Source organism: Microcoleus sp. MON1_C5 (assembly GCF_036701875.1).
Taxonomy (GTDB): Bacteria; Cyanobacteriota; Cyanobacteriia; order Cyanobacteriales; family Microcoleaceae; genus Microcoleus.
In genome coordinates, this window is record NZ_JAUBRN010000022.1 from 83103 (window position 1) to 100372 (window position 17270).

Below are 17270 nucleotides of genomic sequence, written 5' to 3' on the forward strand. Positions count from 1 at the left end.
GGATTGTATAACGGATTTAACGGATGTAACGGATGGATGCTGAGGTTCGAGGGAAGAAGGAAGAGGTTGGATCGGAGGTTCGAGGGAAGTTCGGCAACGCTCCCTGTACTGGATTTAACGGATGGATGTTGAGGAAAAAGACAGGATGGGGAAACAAAAATGAGTAAGAATCAACGGGGAGGAGGAAAGAGGGAATGAGAAGAAACCAGAAAAATCACAAAAGAAGAAGTACAAAACTGGTACAAAGACCATTAATTTATACATGGTATCTTCCCTCCAACCTTCTTCCTTCTTCCTTCTTCCTTCTTCCTTCTTCCTTCTATTAATCGCGGGCAATACCTTCGGATCTGGCGGCCAACTGCACTGCACCGGCGACAGCAATGGCAACTCTTTCATCAAAAACAGACGGTATAATGTGCTCTTTGTCAAGCTGGGAAGGACTGACTAAAGAGGCGATCGCGTAAGCTGCTTCCAAATACATACTGGGCGTAATCGTGGTTGCTTTGCAGTCTAAAGCACCTCGAAATATCCCCGGAAATGCCAAAACATTGTTAATTTGATTCGGGTAGTCGCTGCGTCCGGTTGCTATGATCGCCGCATCTTCCATAATTAATTCTGGCTGAATTTCGGGAATGGGATTTGCCATTGCAAAAACAATGGGATTTTCCGCCATCAAACGCACCATCGAACGGGTGAGCACTCCCGGTGCGCTGACCCCTAAAAATACATCGGCACCGGCGATCGCATCTTCCAAAGTACCGCTCGAAGCGACTGCAAATTCTAGTTTTTCTGGGTTCATATCCGTGCGGTCTTCGGAGAGAACGCCTTTGGAGTCGCACATGATGATGTTTTGGGCACCTGCTTTACGCAGCAAGCGGGCGATCGCGACTCCTGCCGCACCCGCTCCGTTAATCACGATACACACTTCTTCTATTGTTTTTTTCACGAGTTTCAAGGCATTAATTAATGCTGCCAAACTAACAATCGCAGTGCCGTGCTGGTCGTCGTGAAAGATCGGAATATCTAAGCTTTCCCGCAATCTTGCTTCGATTTCAAAGCAGCGGGGAGAAGAAATATCTTCGAGGTTAACGCCACCAAAAACCGGGGCGATATTCTGCACTGTGCGAATAATTTCCTCGGTATCTTGGGTGTTCAAACAGATAGGAAAGGCGTCAATACCTGCAAATTCTTTAAATAGCATGGCTTTGCCTTCCATGACTGGCAGTGCGGCGGCAGGGCCGAGGTTTCCCAGCCCCAAAACTGCGCTACCGTCGGTAACAATGGCAACAGTATTTTGTTTGATTGTGAGGTTGTAAACTTGTTGGGGGTCATTGGCGATCGCAGTGCAGATGCGGCCGACTCCAGGGGTGTAGGCCATTGCCAAATCCGACTGGCGTTTGAGGGAAATTTTGCTAACTACGCTGATTTTTCCGCCGCGGTGCAAGTTGAAAGTGCGATCGTACACATCGATCACTTTGATATCCGGCAGCGCTTTCACTGCTTGGAGTATTTCTTCGTTGTGCTCGGTGCTGTAAGCATCGACGGTGATATCGCGAATGGTAGTGGCGCGGGTTTGCTCGATCAAATCGATTTGGCCGAAGTTGCCGCCAACAGATGCGATCGCACTGGTGACTGTTGCCAGCATTCCCGGCCGGTTCGGCAGAGCAACCCGAATTGTTAAACTAAAGCTGGGGTTCGGTGTCAGTTTTACCATTATGTCTTGATTTCAGATTTGAGAATTTCAATCTTAGATTTTATCGCCAATGTTAGGCATAAAATTTAATAATTGACATTTTCAACTGAAATTTTTAACAAATTCTATGAGCTTGTGATACGATCGCTCTGCACTGCCAAGCGTGTCGCTGGGAAACTCATCTTTTTTTGAGTAGAGCTTTCCTCTGTGTATAGCTTGTGACTCGCTCACAAACAGCCTATTTTCTGTCAAGTTCGCCGCCAACCGCGAATATGAAGCGCGGGGCTAGAAATCCGGTTTCTAAGGTCAACGTCCGCAAGTCTTATCTATTTTTGAGAATATTTCTGTTTATTCTGAACATCAGCAGATATTTCCCAAAAGTCTATTCTCCAGCGATACCGCCTAATTCCTGCTGCTGTCTTTTGAAGCGAGACACCCAGGAGAGTTGATGCGGCTTTTTGGTGGCCTTTATTGGGGAGTTAAAAAGTAGATGCACGGCTGCTTGAGCCTGCAGGTAAAAATCTGAGCGACTGACAAGCGGGCATTTGATATATATATGTTGCCTGCTTGTTTAACACTTGCCAAGGATTGCGAGTGCAACCTTGCAAACGATCTAATTACCTGCACGCTTTGCCCGATAATTCCAGCGACTGTAACTAACAGACAATCTATCCCGCGCCGGCACAGGCACAGCTTGGGCCGAACCCTGCACAGTTGCTGGTTGCTAACTGTCAATTTTATCGATCGGCCGCAGCATCGGCCCATATAATAGTAAAGAATTTGCAAGCCAGACAATCCGGGGGAACTTTTTCTAAGTTTTGCAGATCGACTGATTGCTCTGCCTCGCTGCCGGGGGGAACTATGCACAGGGCAACCTGTCCGACTCCTGCCATGAGTTCGGCAACTCGCTCCAAAATACTGTCCATTTTGTCAATTAGTTGCTCTGCTGCATCCAGACTCGGCGCGATGATGAAAAAGGTTTTGACTCCATCGGGACAAGGGGCGAAGCCGAGGGTAGACTCTCGCAATAGTGCTTGGGTGGAGAGACTGAAACCGTCGTAGAAGCGATCGATTACTGCTTGATAAAAGACTTGGGTCAGAGAGCGATCGCCAAAAATAGGTTGAGATAACATAACTGCTTCCTTTCGTAGGATTTTTGGGTGCATTGAAAAAATTTTAACATACCTTAATGTAAGGGATTTAACTAAACGATCAAGCGATCGAGATCATGGACTTGATGTGACATTTTTTAATTTGTGTAGCGATCGCAACTGTGATAAAATGTACTATGTGTTAGCGTTGCCAGTGATTTTTATCGCATCCGCAGCTCAAAGCTAAGTACAAAATTTCCTAGTAGGTGAGGAGAGGGGGAGAGGGCCAGAGGGAGAGAACCAGAGGGAAATTACTTACGTAGTAAAAGTATTATTGGCAAAAAGTGCTGAATCTAGAGTTTAAAATAAACATCCAATCAAAATATTCAAGATGAACTCGATCGCCCAACAGTTAAAAGCAAAATTTGAAAAAGCATTCACCGCTGCATTCGGCGAAAGTTATGCAGGTGCAGATCCGATGCTAGCCGCCGCCAGCAATCCCAACTTTGGGGACTTTCAGTGCAACGCGGCGATGAGTTTGGGGAAAAAGTTAGGAAAGCCCCCACGGGCGATCGCCTCAACAATCATCGAAAACCTAGATATTACTGACATCTGCGAAACCCCAGAAATCGCCGGGCCGGGTTTTATCAATTTGAAGCTGAAACCGGCTTATTTGGAAGCGCAAATTAGTGCGATCGCCGGCGACTCGCGTTTGGGGGTTGAACCGGCGAAAACGCCTCAGACAATCGCGATCGACTTTTCGAGTCCGAATATAGCCAAAGAAATGCACGTCGGACATTTGCGATCGACAATCATCGGAGATGCGATCGCCCGCATCCTCGAATTTCAAGGCCACGACGTACTCCGAATCAACCACATCGGCGACTGGGGCACCCAATTCGGAATGCTGATCGCATACTTGCGCGAAGTTCACCCCGAAGCCCTCACAACCGCTGACGCCCTAGACTTAGGCGATTTAGTCGCATTTTACCGCCAAGCAAAACAGCGCTTTGACGCAGACGAAACCTTCAAAGAAACCGCCCGCCAAGAAGTAGTAAAACTGCAAGCAGGCGCCGAAGACACCCGCCGCGCTTGGAAATTGCTGTGCGATCAATCTCGCCGCGAATTTCAAGTAATATACGATTTGCTGGATATCAAATTAACCGAACGCGGCGAATCGTTTTACAATCCATTATTGCCCGCAGTAGTCGAAGATTTAACCAATCTAGGTTTGCTAGTAGAAAGTGACGGCGCGAAATGCGTTTTTGTAGACGGTTTCACCAACAAAGAAGGCGAACCACTGCCACTAATTGTCCAAAAAACAGACGGCGGCTACAATTACGCTACAACAGATTTAGCAGCAGTGCGCTACCGGATACACAAAGATAATGCAAAGCGCATAATTTACGTCACAGATTCAGGACAAGCAAACCATTTTGCCCAAGTATTTGCAGTAGCCAGAAAAGCCAATTGGATTCCTGAAGATGTCGAAATTGTCCACATTCCATTCGGTTTGGTATTGGGAGAAGACGGCAAAAAATTAAAAACTCGTTCTGGCGAAACAGTGCGGTTGCAGGATTTGTTAGATGAGGCGATCGTCCGCACGCGCCAAGATTTAGAAGAAAGATTAAAAGCTGAGGAAAGACAGGAAACTGAGGAATTTATTGCTAACGTATCTCGAACAATTGGTTTGAGTGCGGTTAAGTATGCCGATTTGAGTCAAAATCGCGCCAGCAACTATGTATTTAGTTACGACAAAATGCTCGCATTGCAAGGAAATACCGCTCCTTATATGCTGTATGCTTACGTGCGCGTGCAGGGAATTCGCCGCAAAGGTGAGATTAATTTTGATAACTTAGATGCTGGTGCGAAAGTGATTTTGCAGTCTGATGCCGAGTTGGTATTGGCAAAGCATTTATTACAGTTGAATGAAGTTGTAAATGCTGTGGGCGGGGACTTGTTGCCGAATCGAATTTGTCAGTATTTGTTTGAATTGAGTCAAAAGTTCAATCAATTTTTTGAGCAATGTCCGGTTTTGAAAGCTGAGGAACCCTTGCGGACTTCGCGGTTGATTTTGTGCGATTTGACGGCGAGGACTTTGAAGTTGGGTTTGGAGTTGTTGGGGATTAAGGTCTTGGAAAGAATGTAATTTTTTAACCCCTTTGCACTCACGAACCGCCTCAAGTCTTGAACTATACCGCTGCAACCAGAAATCATATTACCCGAAATCTGGACACGGCAGTGCCGTTTCCCTACAATTAATCAGGCGATGGTTATATGTCTCATCGAGTGCTCATGATTATTTTGGGGTAGGGAAACGGCATTGCCGTGTCCAGAGTTGCCGTGTTTTCGATGATTATATCCGATCGCTGAAATTCATCGGCAAAGTAAACCTTAATTGAAGGAGAATATTCTGTAAGCGCGATCGCGCTTAACTTAGTGCCGTTCAATCATGGATTTATGGGTTTATGGCAACTTTTATCACACCATCTCGTTGATTGCCGAATAATTCATACGCTTCTTTTATTTGATCTAGCTTAAACCTGTGCGTGATCATAGGTCTCAGGTCGGCACGAGCGGACTGTATGATATTTATCAGCCGCCGCATACGTTCTTTTCCACCGGGGCAGAGACTGGTAACAATTTTCTTATCTCCGATACCGGCGGCAAAGGCATCTACAGGAATGGTAAGTTTTCCAGAATAGACTCCTAGACTCGATACAATTCCGCCGGGTTTAACCACACGCAAACAGGCTTCAAAGGTTTCCTGAATACCGAGTGCTTCAATTGCTACATCTACACCGCGACCATCAGTCAAATCCATGATTGCTTCGACTGGATTGCACTCTTTATAGTTTAAAACAATGTCGGAGCCAAGCATTTGGGACATTTTCAGGCGTGTCGGATTGCTGCTCACGGCAATGATTTTGGAAGCACCTCTGAGTCTGGCACCGACAGTTGCGCTCATACCAATTGGTCCTTGGGCAAATATGGCGACTGTATCACCAATCTTGATATTTCCGCTTTCGGCACCACTGAAACCTGTACTCATAACATCTGGACACATAAGCACCTGTTCGTCGGTTAATTCGTCAGGTATGGGAGTCAAATTGGCGATTGCGTTCGGCACTAGCATATATTCTGCCTGAGAACCATCAATGGTATTGCCGAAGCGCCAACCACCCAGTGGCTTACCGCCGCACTGCGCTTGGTATCCGTCAAGACAGAAATTGCACTGACCACAAGGAGTTATAGCACCAGTAAGAATACGCTGTCCTATTTCATAGCCGTGAACTCCTGCGCCGAGTTCTGCAATGACGCCAACTGGTTCATGTCCTAGTGTCCGTCCAGGCTGGACGGGTACTTCACCTTTGAGTATATGAACATCTGTGCCACAGATTGTCGTCGTGGTGATTTTAATCAGTGCATCAGTAGGCCCAATCTCAGGAATTGGTTTTTCTTGAATTTCGATTCGCCCTTTTTCTACAAAAACGGCGGCTTTCATCTTTCGCATAAATTTTTTACACAATTTTTAAGATGATACTATGTAACATCAATACAGCGCTTTTCTTTCTGCGCGTCTCCTTGCTCCCCTATTTGTGACTGCCATTCGGCTTATATCCCTCTTTTGTCACTTTGGGGTGAAACCTTGAATCTTCATGGACTGTATCCTCGAAAAATCGTCAATTTATCCGAGAGTGATGAAGGATCGCTGCGTCCCAACCGCTGGGGCGGTTGCTATAACGCTTACAGAGTCGGAGGAGCAAGCGTTTCAGGAGGAACTTGGTAGGATTGAGCCAGAGGCACAGGAGCAGGTTATGCAGATTGTTACCAGTTGGGTGCAGACAGGGATTGAGCGGGGGAGACGCGAAGGAATTCAGGAAGGGATTCGCCTTGGCAAAGTTTCTCTGGTGATGCGTTTGCTGCATCGTCGTCGGAGAAAGGAAAAACAACCGTAAACGATAATTGCGCTGAAATTCATCAGCAAAGTAAACCTTGATTGAAAAATACTCACTCTGCATCAATACCTTCCCACAGTTCCGATACAGGTCTAGTTTTTCCTGTCTTTATTTCCAGCCATGCTTGCCGAAAGCTTTCTTCTGGAGATGGGAGTGCTTCTTCGTCTTCGTTAGCAAGAACAATAACGCCAACTCTGCGTCCGGCAATTTTTTCGGATAGGGCGAGAATCTCTTCCCAAGTTCCCTCTAGTTCTCACAGTTGTGATGTCATTGTTTTTACTTATTTGGAAATTTAAATTTACTTAATTGTAGCGCCTCTCTAAAATCGAGGATTTACGGCTTTTTGTTAACAATTAAGGTTTCCAAGATGCCTTTAAACATTGTTACGACAATTGGGCGATCGTTATCTCTGACAAAAATATCATAATTGGGACTTGAGTTAATTTCAATTAACCAATATACTCCGTTTTTATCTACTGCTATGTCAAGCCCAGCATAATTAATCGCCATTTCGGCAAAAACAGGTTTAACAAAATCTTCAATCTCAGACATGAGATGTGCGTTAATTATGTGTTGGGCTTTTGCACCTTCCCAGTGCAGCGGGCTTAAATTGCCCGCAAATTCAGCCTGAGATTTGTCTTTCTCGTACAGCAAAACTAGCTTTTCTTTGCAGAATACAGCCCGATATTCGTGGGCAATTTCGATATATTCTTGAGCTAGCGCCACATAGTCATAATCTTTGCTGTTGACATTAAATATAATTTCTAGGGCTTCTTTAATTTGCTCTCTAGTTTCACACAAAAAAACATTGTTGCCACCAGCACCGCGATTTCTTTTGAGAATCACCGGGAAAGCGAATTTTTTGTTTACTTCTAAAACTATTGATTCAATATCTGGGAAACTCAAATACTTTTTATACTTCTCCTCGCAGTGAGGCGAGACAAAACCGAGAGTTATGGGAGTATTTATTTTGCCGTTTAATAGTTGATAGGTATATCCTTTGTCTTTAAAAATCTCTGCTACTGACGCGCTGTTAAATGGCGTCATGTAATTGACAAAATAATATTCTTCGCCGCCCTGTTTTAGTCTAATCAAGTTTTGGGAAGGATACAGGATTTCGTAAGGGAGATTTAATTCCTCACAAGCTGCCAGCAGGATTTCAATATTGGTTAGCATAAAATGTAACTTAATTAGAAAGTAATTTTAAAGATTTGAGATTTGAGAATCGCTTCCAAATCTCAAACCTCAAATTCGTTAGCGCAGCCCTCGAAGAGGATCGCACTTTTATCCAAACAACCGCTGCTGTCCGTTGGCCGCATCTTTCCCGGCATAAATCTCGCGCGTTCCCTTGGGAATGTAAATCCAATCGAATTCTTGCAAGCGGTTTGTCAAATTGGAAATGCTCACTCCCAACTCATCTCTCATTTTGTATAAATGCGACCACTTAGTTAAATCACGCCCCTGTCTTTTTTCCTCCAAAATACACCGAGGCATCAACAAACAGCTTGCAAAATATTGCGCTTGCCATTCGATCGACAAAACCTTATTATCAGCACTCGCACCCCGACAAACAAACGGTTCCTCGACATCCTGGGCGCTTTTTCCTTCATTGCCCAAGTTTAATTCCAACTGTTCCACAGTGCCGTCTGCTTCGTCTTGATTGACGTGTAGCACCCAGTGTCCGATTTCGTGGGCGATCGTCGATTCGATGAAACCCGGCGGTTTTTCGAGAATCTGTTCGTTGATTTCGATTAACCGCTGCTGCGGCAAAATCCTCGCCGCGATCGCACCTTCTTCATCCGGCTCAATGCACTCCCAAACTACGCCCAAATCCAGAAAATCAGCAACCGTTGTCGCATCAAAAGGCCATCTCGGAGCAAAATTTTGCGTTTTCTGCATCTGCATCAAGATGTCATTTGCAAAACGCTCGATCGTTTCTTTGGGATAGAAGCAATACGGCTTAAAGATACTCACTATGAGGGGCCTCTCTTACGCTTCAAAAGACTGTTTGAGCCAATCTGGATTTTCTTGCATTCGGCGGAAAAGAGCCTGCATTTCCTTGGGATTCTGCTTCAGCAGCGCTTCGTACTGCTGCGGCAGCCTCCCCGCCAAGAAAATCAATTCCTCTTCGTTTATGTCTAGATTCCGCGCTAATGCTCGGATTACCTCCTCTTTTGGCGCATAATCCGCTCGATCGTTCTCCAACTTAGACAAATAAGTAAAATCCACACTTAGCATAGCAGCTAGCTCACGTTGTGAGTAAGCTTTGTCCTTGCGAGCTTGACGGATCAGTCTTCCAAATGTTTGTTCCACGGTTTTTCGCCTCCTGACAAGCATTCTAGCCTGTTTTGATGAAAAGTTCAACAAAATACTTGACGGGAAAATCAACCCGCGCTACCATGAGGTTAGTTGACGGTTTAATCAACTCGCAGAACCTGACTGGTAGGGTTAAAGGTGCAAATTAGCCTAGCTCACACGCTACATATAGCGTCGTCAACTTCAGAGAAGTGAGAAGCGCTGGGCGTCAAAACGCTTGTACGCAGCAAATAAGGAGGAGCAGATAGCAAATGCTGAGAACCTGGACAGACACGCATTACAAGCTCGAAGACGATGACTGGCTATACATCGCCACCCACGAAGAACAAAGCTCAGCCTCACTGGTTTGTCCCGGCTACGCGCGGGATGGCGAAGGGTTCAGCATCCACTTCACCCCAGCGCACCTAGAAACGTTAGAGCATTTGCTCGCCGCGCTGCGGATTATCAAAGCTCAACAAGAGGCGGTGCTTGAGTATACCTATCCAGAACCAAAAGCGACAACACATCTCATTAGGTAATGGAAGTTCGGCCACGAGCAATGTACGAGATTTAACGGATTACCAATTACCAATTCCCCGTAAAACAATAAAGAACTAAGGAAAAACGAACAATGACTAAAACACAAGAAAGACCTACATTTTCAGTATTTGGTGCCAAACCGAGCAATGCTTTGCTAGTACCGGAAATCCCGATCGCAGTACGTAACAATTGCCAGGCCGGCCAGTGGACAATTGGCGACACCGACTACGGTTCCAAGTGTTCCATGACAATCCTCAAATTCTCCAAATTCTTCGGTTCCCTCGGTCAAACTTCCCACACACTGTGGGGCCAACTGTGGTTTGTCGCAGAAAGTGGCGAATTGCCGCAAGGAGTTGTCATGGTGACATACATAAAAAACCGGAGCTTGAACGATTTTAACCGTTTGGTAGCATCAGTTCAATCTCGCGGCGTAGAACCTGCAACCGGAATTTTTATTCCCGAATTTGTCAAGCATTCCGGTCAGAAACCAGACGACAGCGGAGTAGTAAAACCGATCAACTACTACAGCTTGAAATGGTCTTGGAACGAGCGGAAAGATTGGGCAGTTATCGACCAAGCCGCAGCAGTTTTGTCAGATTCTAGCAATCAATCGCGGATGATTGACTTAGAAGGAACAAGGGCGATGGTGTGTTTAGATAACCTGCCCGCGCAGCAAGTTGCCTCCTTGATGGCTGCTCACGCTGGCGGTGAAAGCGATGCTATTGCTTTGAATTCCAACGGCGCTATGTCGCTACCGCCAGCGGAAGACAAATCAACTGCTGACTTGTTCTAATTCTGTTGTAAAGGCGCGATTTAATCGCGCCTTTACCATAACTGTTACAACGCAGAGTGAAATGAAGAAATTAACGAATCTGAAAACCCAACCCAACCTGCAAGAAAGCCGTTTGAAAGAGAATCTTGAGCTAATCGACCAAATTCGAGCCGACGCAGTTAACGACATCGAAAGTCTCACCGAAGACTTCCAACACATGACTTTAGTTGCCGAATCTGTCCAGCGGAATTACCGAGCTTTGTTAGCCGAAAATCAATTGCTAAAAGGCACACTTTTGAGTATAATTGATGAGTGCGGCTGCCGGGAAGGAAATCGGTGCGATCGCTGCTGGAAACTTCTCAAAATTCTAGCCAGCGCCAATCCCGAAGAAAAACCCGACGCCGCCAGAAAGTACCGAGCCATTCTCAGCCAACTCCGCAACTTAGTATAACTGAAAACGTCTCAGTCACAAGTGTCGAAAAGTTATAATCAGGAGAAGCCAACATTATGACAATAGCAACTGCCAAGGATAGCAAAGCCCACATTTTGCAAAACTTTCAGCAGATTTTAGCCGACAAAAAAAAGATCGAATCTAAAGTCGAAACCAAAGAACAGTCCGCCGAAAAAGCCAAAAACAAACAACTCCTCGAAGTCGCCTCCACCTACACAATTGACAGCATCGTCAAAGGCTTAGCAGACTTACAATTAGATTTCGGCAGTATCACCAGCGGACTTTCCGAAAAACTGAAGGCGGAATCTTCAAAATTAGACGAATTAAAACGCGCGATCGAAATAGAAGCCCAACAATTGCAAGAGTTGCAGCAAATCAGAGTTGTAGCAGACGCCCTCCACATTTTAACTCAAGAGCACCGAGAAAAACTGACCCTGCTCGAACAAAACAGCGCCAACCAGCGCGAACTTATCGAAAAAGACACCACCCAAAAACGCAAACTTTGGGAAAAAGAACAACAAGAGTTTGACATAGCAATTCAAGAAGAGATTGCACTAACAACAAAAGAACGCCAGCGGGAAGCAGCAGATTATCACTACGAATTAGAACGCACCCGCAAAGTCGAAACTGACGAATACGAAGAAACAAAACGCAAACTAGAACGGGACTTGCAGCAATCTACTCGCGAAAAAGAGAAAAACTGGGTAGAACGCGAACAAGTCCTGAGTGACAATCAAGCGGAGTTTGAAGAGAATCAAAAAAAAGCGGCTGGATTTGAAGAAGAACTCAAACAGGCTTATGTCAAAGCGAAAGAAGAAGCAATTCAAGAAGTTTCTCGCGAAGCTAAAGTCAAGGCAGATTTAGTCGAGAAAGAATGGGAAGGAAGCAAGCAGGGATATGAATTGAAAGTGCAATCTCTACAGCAGACAATTGGGCGACAAACCGAACAAATCGCCGAAATCTCTGCACAATTGCAAGCGACGATGAAGCAAGCGCAAGACTTGGCAATGAAAGCTTTTGCTACCAAAGCTTAAGGTTTGTAGCTCAATTTGTGATAATAATCGGCGGTTTCAACCGCTCCTTGTCAAACAAAGTCCGCCGATGCGGACTAACAAAGTTAGGAGATGAAAGCGATGGCGAGAATGAATGACAAAAATACGAAGGCTGAAATATTAGAAGCTTATAAACAGTTGGAACAGGAAAAAAATGCACTGGATTCGCAACTGAAGCAGCTTAATAACGATAAATCTGCCAATATTTTTAAACCAGAAATTGCAGTCCAAGAACTAGCAATAGCGGAAGCAAGAAAAGCAATGGAGTTAACTGAAACCAAACAAAAAATGCAGGGGACGATCGACAATTTAATCTTACTGCAATTTGGCTTCGGTGCCGCTGTCAGCGAACTGTCGGAAAAACTGACAACAGAAGCGTCTAAACTGGGGGAATTGCAGCGAACTGTCGGCGACGAAATCCAACAACTGCAAGAGTTGCATAGTTTAGAAGATGTTGCAGAAGATACGCTGGACAATTTAATCCAACAATACGAAGAAAGCGCCAAAACATTTAGTGCGGAACTCAGCGAACAGCGCGAAACTGTTGAACAGGAATTGTTGGAACGCCGGCAAGCTTGGGAAAAAGAGCAGGAACTGCAAAAGTTGGCCGTTAAAGAACGCAATGAGAACCACCAAAAAGCTCGCCAGCGGGATGAAGAGTTGTATGCTTACGATTTGAATCTTCAGCGAAATCTGGACATCGAGGAATACCAACAGCGCCAGAAAAGGCTGTATCAAGAAATCGAAGAGTTTCAGCAAGAACAGGAGAAACAGTGGGCGGAACGCGAAAAATCTATTTCGGAACGCGAAAAACTTTATGCTGAGGTGAAAGCGAAGGTAGAAGCTTTCCCGAAAGAACTGGAAGCTAATATCAAGAACGGGAAAGATAACGGCCGCAATATTGGCAATTACCAAGCTAAAGTTAAGGCGGATTTGTCTGCTAAAGATATCGAAGGGCAAAAGCAAAATTATGAACTGCAAATTCAAGGGATGTTGCAGACAATTCAAAATCAAGATGCGCGCCTTGCTAGCTTGTCGAAACAACTAGATTCTGCTTTGAAACAGGTTCAAGATTTGGCGGTGAAGGCGATTGAGGGAGCATCGAATTTGAGTTCTTTGCAAGCAGTGAGGGAAATTGCGATCGAACAAGCGAAGACTCAGCAGAAAAATAAGTAGATCGGACTCGGCGGTTGAAACCGCTGCATAGAGTCAAACGCAGTCTGCGGAGGCCGACTGGGAGAAGTAAGGTGCTCTTCGGCGCACCTTACGCTATTTTGAGAAAAAACTAGCTTTTCTTAGTGGAGTTTTCAAACTGTCCACTCGCTGCGAGTCTTGCTTGAGGCTCAAACCCTCTCTACAGCGTTGAAATATTTAGTAAAAAGCCCGATCGCACTGTTCAGTTATCGAAACTGTCCCTTCCTCTCCTGACCGCTTCACTCACGCTATCTATTCTTTAAGTTAATGAACCAAAAGATATATTTGACTTAGAGGCACTATGCAAAAACAAATCATCCGCCAAAAAGATACTAATGCTTGGATACTTCAGTGCTGGCTTTCTTTTATTCTTGCCATTTCCGCCACTACTGTAGGTATCATTTATTTACAGGTAGATCCCTGGCAAAAAGCTTTTATGGGTATGGGTTTAACTTTTTCAGTCGGCTCGTCTTTTACTTTAGCAAAAACCATTCGGGATAACAACGAGGCAACAACATTAACTGCCAGAATCGACGAAGCTAGAGTTGAGAAAATTCTTGCTGAACACCATCCTCTCAAATAAATTTGACTATACAATGTATACAAAAAACAGCCCGCGCGGGCTGTTTTTGTTGTTTGAGCCACAGGTTTCAAGCTGCGGATGGGAATTGGGGATTTCAATGGCTACCTTTGAACTTACGATCGCGCAACTTATTCTTTTGTCGCTGGCGAATACCGGCCTTAACTGTCGCCATATCCACCGGAAAACCAACGACAGGCATCACCTGATCCTTGCGTTCTTCTTCCAGATTCTTGAGTTCGGTGTAATCAACCCAGTGAATGCAATTCACCGGACAAGTGTCGATCGCCTCAGCAATCAACTCTTCAGAATCCCCGTCTTGTCGAACTACGCGCGATCGACCGTAATCCGGTTCAATATAAAAAGTATTGCGAGCAACGTGAGCGCAGTGCTTGCAGCCAATGCAGGTAATCTCATCAACATAGACACCTTTTTGGCGCAACACACCGCCCAATTCCGGTTCCAAACCAGAGCGATCGGGCGCATCCCGCAAAAATCCTCCCAACTCCGGCTCTAAACCAGAGCGATCGCTTGCTGTATCTATTCCGAGTCCAGAAAGCTCAGACATTTAGACCCCCACAAGAGTAAATAAGTCCGCGAAAGCGGACTTTGATGAGACAAGATTGCAAAAATCTCGAAAAATTATTAAGCGCACCAGCGTTGCACCACCAAGCGGATCGAACCGTCTTGATTTTGCTTTTGCTCAGAAATTTGGAAACCCTGCTTAGCGCTTTCATTCACCACAGTATGGTAAGCGTAGCGCTGAGTCACCTTATTCAGAAAACGGTCTACAGACCAAGCTTGCTGCCAAAACTGCAAGTCAGCCACTAATTCATACTCAGTCCCGTTCCAGCTAAAACCTACGTCGTAGCCGTTTTTTTGCTCAATCACGACCTCAGCGGTGCTGGTTAGGCCGCGATAGCCACGCACCTCAGTCGGGCCCGACTTCCAGTCGATACCCAAGTCAGTTAAAGCAGCTTCCAAAGAATTCAAATTGCGGATCTGGGTCTTAATTTGGCTAAAATGTGACATGGTGGTTCCAAAAAAACTTAAGTGAACTCAACAAAAAAATTACCAATCGCTAAAAGCCACTTGGGCCGTCGCTTCGGCTGACTGATGCAGCGCTTGCGTGAAATATTCAGATGTTGACTCTTGGTGAAGCACCACGCCGAGCTGAGCTTCAATTGCAGCCGTTACCTCAGCACAGGAAGCACCGACAATGCCGGTGACCGTTTCCTGTACGCGGCCATCTGGATAGATCACAAACTCTAGTGTTTCCATAATGCGGGCTGACTGAATAGGAATATTGAGAACAGACACCGACACCAGCAAGCCAGGGACGATGCCTCCTGAAGTAGCTTCTTGAGAGTTGGCTGACTGACAAAGCGCTATATCAATTTTGACGAATTGATAGGTTTTGAGTCACAACTTAACAGAACTTATTAATAGGTAGAAGCAATACATCAGTTGTATGTAAAGTTTCGCGTAGATCGTGACATCAGTCAAGTCATACATGAGTCGCGAATATTCGCAAGGGCTATTTGGGAGGGATCGGGAGGGAAGAGCGATCGCGGAGGGTGGGTATGTAAGTTAAGTGCGAGGGGAACCGACGTACTTAACTTACATAAAGCTAAGGTGATTGACATTTGTCTGCATGATAGTGGGGATCGCCCAACAGCGAGAGGCAAATGCGGCTCAAATCAAGTCTTTGACTGAAGGGTTGCGATCGCGCTAACATCAGAAGTCGATCAGAAGCGCCTTCAGTAACTTCTGGTCGTGGTGAAGCATAGTCTGTTGACTTTTTAAGCTGAAGTTCCCAGCCGGAGGGAACTTCAGGTTATAATTTCTTGGCAGTGATACAAACCATTCCATTAATCATCTCGTTCTGAAGTACCTGTAAACCTATTTCAGATAGCCGATCGCACAACCAATTTTTATTGAGCCGCAGTTTTTGGTAAGAACTGGCACTGAATGACCACCGATCGCCCTGTTTTTGATAGAGTAAGTCGTGGACTGCTACGCTGTTTTCCTGATACTCCAAGAAACAAGTGAGGATTGTAAATTCATCACTTTGTACAGGAATAAAACGCTGAGTTCCATGAAGCTCTGCTGAGACATAATCGCGGAAAGTTAAAATCAACATCCCATTCTCAATCAGCCAGCGCTGAATGTCCAAAAGTAATGAATCGACAGCACTCAATGATTCTAGGTGTGTAAGTGTGTCGCCCATGCAAACAATGAGCTGCGCCTGTTCCTGAATATGTTGCGAGAAATTAAGCAGATCGTCGTGAATGGTACGGATGGAAAGATGTTTAGCGCGATCGCGTAACTCTGAAAGTAGGGCCTCACAGAAATCTATAGCTACTACCGAAAAGCCTAATTTCGCTAAAGGAATAGATTGAAATCCTGAGCCTGCACCTAAATCAATGGCTAATCCTCGCGGTGCGGAGTCGAGCGCCAATTGACAAAAAAGAGCGTGATTTCGTTCGATCGCTGCTTCAGGATTTCCTGACATCCAACTGTAAACGGCAGCAAGTTGCTGGTTATAGTGGTCTTGTGCTGTGTTCATTATTATGCTAAGTTCGATGACTCGTTGAAAAGGAGCAAAATCATTCAACCCGATGGAAACTAAACCACCACTGCCACCTTTTACCCGGGAAACTGCTAAAACTAAAGTTCAAATCGCAGAAGATGACTGGAATAGTCGCGAGCCAAAACGAGTAGCTTTAGCTTACACCGGAGATTCACCGTGGCGTAACCCTGTCTAATTTTTCAGTGGAAGGTAACAAACCAAGGCTTTCTTAAAACGAAAGTGGGCAAAAGAACTAGACTACTGTTTGAAAAATGAACTGTGGAGTTTTACAAAGAAGCTGATTTCTGTGCGCTTTGAAGAGCAGTGGCACGAGGGTCAGAGTGCGGATTTGTTCCTTGAAATAATCCCAAAATATCGAAGGAAGAGGGAAAGGGGAAGAGCTGAAAGGGTAACAAAAATGGCTACAAGACAGTTCTGCTCAGCTTTGCCGCCCTTTTACATCGTTGATAATTTGACCGTTTATTGGGGTGTAAACTACTATATTCTCTAACTTATTCTTGACAAATATCCATAAAACTTACCCAATTTTTCGCCCACATACCCACTTGAAATGTACAGGGCGAACGATAAATACGTTTGGGTTGTTTTGGACGAGCTACATCTTTTTGCACTCCCATTTTTTTGAGTAATTTTCCTTCAATAATTCTCGCTGTATAAGCGATGCTTACTAACAACATTAAAGTCAATAGCCTGGGTTCTGATACTTGGCAATCTTCAATGTTATAGCTACCGCTTTTATAATGTCTAAACATTTCTTCTATATCAAATCTTTGTTTATCAGCGCTTATAGCAGCTTTTAAGGTTTTCAACTTAGTTAATATAAACCATCCTTCTTTGACTGTGACTCCGCGATATTTTCCTTTCCATTTACAAGCGACATTAGCTTTAAATCCTTTAAATTTTGCTGGCGGGGTGAGAACCCCGCCCAAAAGCCAGACAGGGCAAAGATTTGACTCACCTGTGTTAAAAAAAGATATAGCCTTTATCAGAAAGATGAGGTATCATGTAACTGACTTGAACGAAGTAAAAAATATAGAACCCGAAAATGTC

19 protein-coding genes and 1 pseudogene are annotated in these 17270 nt (G+C 45.0%); 9 read left to right on the plus strand and 11 right to left on the minus strand.

The window, feature by feature from the left end:
• Window positions 1-322 precede the first annotated feature (322 nt).
• A complete protein-coding gene (locus QUA71_RS13230) occupies window positions 323-1714 on the minus strand; it encodes a malic enzyme-like NAD(P)-binding protein (RefSeq protein ID WP_333285537.1) in 1392 nt (463 codons plus the stop codon).
• Between the two features lie 716 nt (window positions 1715-2430).
• Entirely contained in the window at window positions 2431-2826 is a 396-nt protein-coding gene (locus QUA71_RS13235) for a hypothetical protein (protein ID WP_190662254.1), read from the minus strand.
• 349 nt (window positions 2827-3175) lie between these two features.
• On the opposite strand from QUA71_RS13235, the gene argS reads away from it, so the two are divergent.
• Entirely contained in the window at window positions 3176-4933 is a 1758-nt protein-coding gene (gene argS, locus QUA71_RS13240; protein WP_333285540.1) for an arginine--tRNA ligase, read from the plus strand.
• 309 nt (window positions 4934-5242) lie between these two features.
• Here argS and QUA71_RS13245 read toward each other — a convergent pair whose 3' ends face one another.
• On the minus strand, window positions 5243-6289 hold the full coding sequence (locus QUA71_RS13245) for an NAD(P)-dependent alcohol dehydrogenase (RefSeq protein WP_333285542.1): 1047 nt from the start codon (window positions 6287-6289) through the stop codon (window positions 5243-5245).
• A gap of 154 nt (window positions 6290-6443) precedes the next feature.
• On the opposite strand from QUA71_RS13245, the gene QUA71_RS13250 reads away from it, so the two are divergent.
• Window positions 6444-6743, plus strand: a complete 300-nt coding sequence (locus QUA71_RS13250; RefSeq protein WP_333216416.1) for a hypothetical protein — start codon at window positions 6444-6446, stop codon at window positions 6741-6743.
• A 333-nt stretch (window positions 6744-7076) separates the two neighbouring features.
• Here the strand turns inward: QUA71_RS13250 and QUA71_RS13255 are convergent, their stop codons facing one another.
• The 3 genes from QUA71_RS13255 to QUA71_RS13265 all read right to left on the minus strand — a co-directional run bounded on the left by QUA71_RS13255 (window position 7077) and on the right by QUA71_RS13265 (window position 9056).
• Window positions 7077-7919: a YheC/YheD family protein gene (locus tag QUA71_RS13255; RefSeq protein ID WP_333285544.1), complete on the minus strand. Its 843-nt coding sequence runs from the start codon at window positions 7917-7919 to the stop codon at window positions 7077-7079.
• A 108-nt stretch (window positions 7920-8027) separates the two neighbouring features.
• Entirely contained in the window at window positions 8028-8717 is a 690-nt protein-coding gene (locus QUA71_RS13260) for an ImmA/IrrE family metallo-endopeptidase (protein ID WP_333285546.1), read from the minus strand.
• A 15-nt stretch (window positions 8718-8732) separates the two neighbouring features.
• Complete coding sequence (locus QUA71_RS13265; protein WP_006634885.1) at window positions 8733-9056, minus strand: helix-turn-helix domain-containing protein; 324 nt, start codon at window positions 9054-9056, stop codon at window positions 8733-8735.
• A gap of 254 nt (window positions 9057-9310) precedes the next feature.
• Between QUA71_RS13265 and QUA71_RS13270 the strand changes: the two genes are divergently transcribed.
• From QUA71_RS13270 to QUA71_RS13295, 6 genes are all read left to right on the plus strand, one after another.
• Window positions 9311-9577, plus strand: a complete 267-nt coding sequence (locus QUA71_RS13270) for a hypothetical protein (RefSeq protein ID WP_190662273.1) — start codon at window positions 9311-9313, stop codon at window positions 9575-9577.
• Window positions 9578-9669: 92 nt separating this feature from the next.
• On the plus strand, window positions 9670-10371 hold the full coding sequence (locus tag QUA71_RS13275; protein ID WP_333216422.1) for a hypothetical protein: 702 nt from the start codon (window positions 9670-9672) through the stop codon (window positions 10369-10371).
• Window positions 10372-10432: 61 nt separating this feature from the next.
• Window positions 10433-10801: a hypothetical protein gene (locus QUA71_RS13280; protein WP_333285548.1), complete on the plus strand. Its 369-nt coding sequence runs from the start codon at window positions 10433-10435 to the stop codon at window positions 10799-10801.
• A 56-nt stretch (window positions 10802-10857) separates the two neighbouring features.
• Entirely contained in the window at window positions 10858-11835 is a 978-nt protein-coding gene (locus tag QUA71_RS13285; protein ID WP_333285550.1) for a hypothetical protein, read from the plus strand.
• A 99-nt stretch (window positions 11836-11934) separates the two neighbouring features.
• The gene (locus QUA71_RS13290) at window positions 11935-13029 is read left to right on the plus strand and encodes a hypothetical protein (protein ID WP_333285552.1); all 1095 of its coding nucleotides are present in this window, start codon (window positions 11935-11937) and stop codon (window positions 13027-13029) included.
• 319 nt (window positions 13030-13348) lie between these two features.
• Window positions 13349-13630 (plus strand): YiaA/YiaB family inner membrane protein, encoded by a 282-nt coding sequence (locus QUA71_RS13295; protein WP_190662287.1) that lies wholly within the window; start codon window positions 13349-13351, stop codon window positions 13628-13630.
• 94 nt (window positions 13631-13724) lie between these two features.
• On the opposite strand, the gene QUA71_RS13300 is transcribed toward QUA71_RS13295, so the two are convergent.
• The 4 genes from QUA71_RS13300 to QUA71_RS13315 all read right to left on the minus strand — a co-directional run bounded on the left by QUA71_RS13300 (window position 13725) and on the right by QUA71_RS13315 (window position 16196).
• Complete coding sequence (locus tag QUA71_RS13300) at window positions 13725-14195, minus strand: ferredoxin (RefSeq protein ID WP_006634894.1); 471 nt, start codon at window positions 14193-14195, stop codon at window positions 13725-13727.
• A gap of 77 nt (window positions 14196-14272) precedes the next feature.
• Window positions 14273-14659 carry a DUF1257 domain-containing protein gene (locus tag QUA71_RS13305; RefSeq protein ID WP_006634895.1) on the minus strand — a complete coding sequence of 129 codons (387 nt, stop codon included), beginning with the start codon at window positions 14657-14659 and terminating at the stop codon, window positions 14273-14275.
• 39 nt (window positions 14660-14698) lie between these two features.
• Window positions 14699-14908 (minus strand): DUF2997 domain-containing protein, encoded by a 210-nt coding sequence (locus tag QUA71_RS13310; protein ID WP_015176940.1) that lies wholly within the window; start codon window positions 14906-14908, stop codon window positions 14699-14701.
• Window positions 14909-15464: 556 nt separating this feature from the next.
• Window positions 15465-16196 (minus strand): class I SAM-dependent methyltransferase, encoded by a 732-nt coding sequence (locus QUA71_RS13315; RefSeq protein ID WP_333285555.1) that lies wholly within the window; start codon window positions 16194-16196, stop codon window positions 15465-15467.
• Window positions 16197-16248: 52 nt separating this feature from the next.
• On the opposite strand from QUA71_RS13315, the pseudogene QUA71_RS13320 reads away from it, so the two are divergent.
• Window positions 16249-16710: pseudogene (locus tag QUA71_RS13320) on the plus strand (DUF1348 family protein).
• A 1-nt stretch (window position 16711) separates the two neighbouring features.
• Here the strand turns inward: QUA71_RS13320 and QUA71_RS13325 are convergent.
• Entirely contained in the window at window positions 16712-17149 is a 438-nt protein-coding gene (locus QUA71_RS13325; RefSeq protein ID WP_333285557.1) for a hypothetical protein, read from the minus strand.
• Window positions 17150-17270 lie beyond the last annotated feature (121 nt).

Coding starts and splice junctions, on each gene's coding strand:
- QUA71_RS13230 (WP_333285537.1), bottom strand. CDS start 1,714: ATGGTAAAACTGACACCGAACCCCAGCTTTAGTTTAACAATTCGGGTT.
- QUA71_RS13235 (WP_190662254.1), bottom strand. CDS start 2,826: ATGTTATCTCAACCTATTTTTGGCGATCGCTCTCTGACCCAAGTCTTT.
- argS (WP_333285540.1), top strand. CDS start 3,176: ATGAACTCGATCGCCCAACAGTTAAAAGCAAAATTTGAAAAAGCATTC.
- QUA71_RS13245 (WP_333285542.1), bottom strand. CDS start 6,289: ATGAAAGCCGCCGTTTTTGTAGAAAAAGGGCGAATCGAAATTCAAGAA.
- QUA71_RS13250 (WP_333216416.1), top strand. CDS start 6,444: ATGGACTGTATCCTCGAAAAATCGTCAATTTATCCGAGAGTGATGAAG.
- QUA71_RS13255 (WP_333285544.1), bottom strand. CDS start 7,919: ATGCTAACCAATATTGAAATCCTGCTGGCAGCTTGTGAGGAATTAAAT.
- QUA71_RS13270 (WP_190662273.1), top strand. CDS start 9,311: ATGCTGAGAACCTGGACAGACACGCATTACAAGCTCGAAGACGATGAC.
- QUA71_RS13275 (WP_333216422.1), top strand. CDS start 9,670: ATGACTAAAACACAAGAAAGACCTACATTTTCAGTATTTGGTGCCAAA.
- QUA71_RS13280 (WP_333285548.1), top strand. CDS start 10,433: ATGAAGAAATTAACGAATCTGAAAACCCAACCCAACCTGCAAGAAAGC.
- QUA71_RS13285 (WP_333285550.1), top strand. CDS start 10,858: ATGACAATAGCAACTGCCAAGGATAGCAAAGCCCACATTTTGCAAAAC.
- QUA71_RS13290 (WP_333285552.1), top strand. CDS start 11,935: ATGGCGAGAATGAATGACAAAAATACGAAGGCTGAAATATTAGAAGCT.
- QUA71_RS13295 (WP_190662287.1), top strand. CDS start 13,349: ATGCAAAAACAAATCATCCGCCAAAAAGATACTAATGCTTGGATACTT.
- QUA71_RS13300 (WP_006634894.1), bottom strand. CDS start 14,195: ATGTCTGAGCTTTCTGGACTCGGAATAGATACAGCAAGCGATCGCTCT.
- QUA71_RS13305 (WP_006634895.1), bottom strand. CDS start 14,659: ATGTCACATTTTAGCCAAATTAAGACCCAGATCCGCAATTTGAATTCT.
- QUA71_RS13310 (WP_015176940.1), bottom strand. CDS start 14,908: ATGGAAACACTAGAGTTTGTGATCTATCCAGATGGCCGCGTACAGGAA.
- QUA71_RS13315 (WP_333285555.1), bottom strand. CDS start 16,196: ATGAACACAGCACAAGACCACTATAACCAGCAACTTGCTGCCGTTTAC.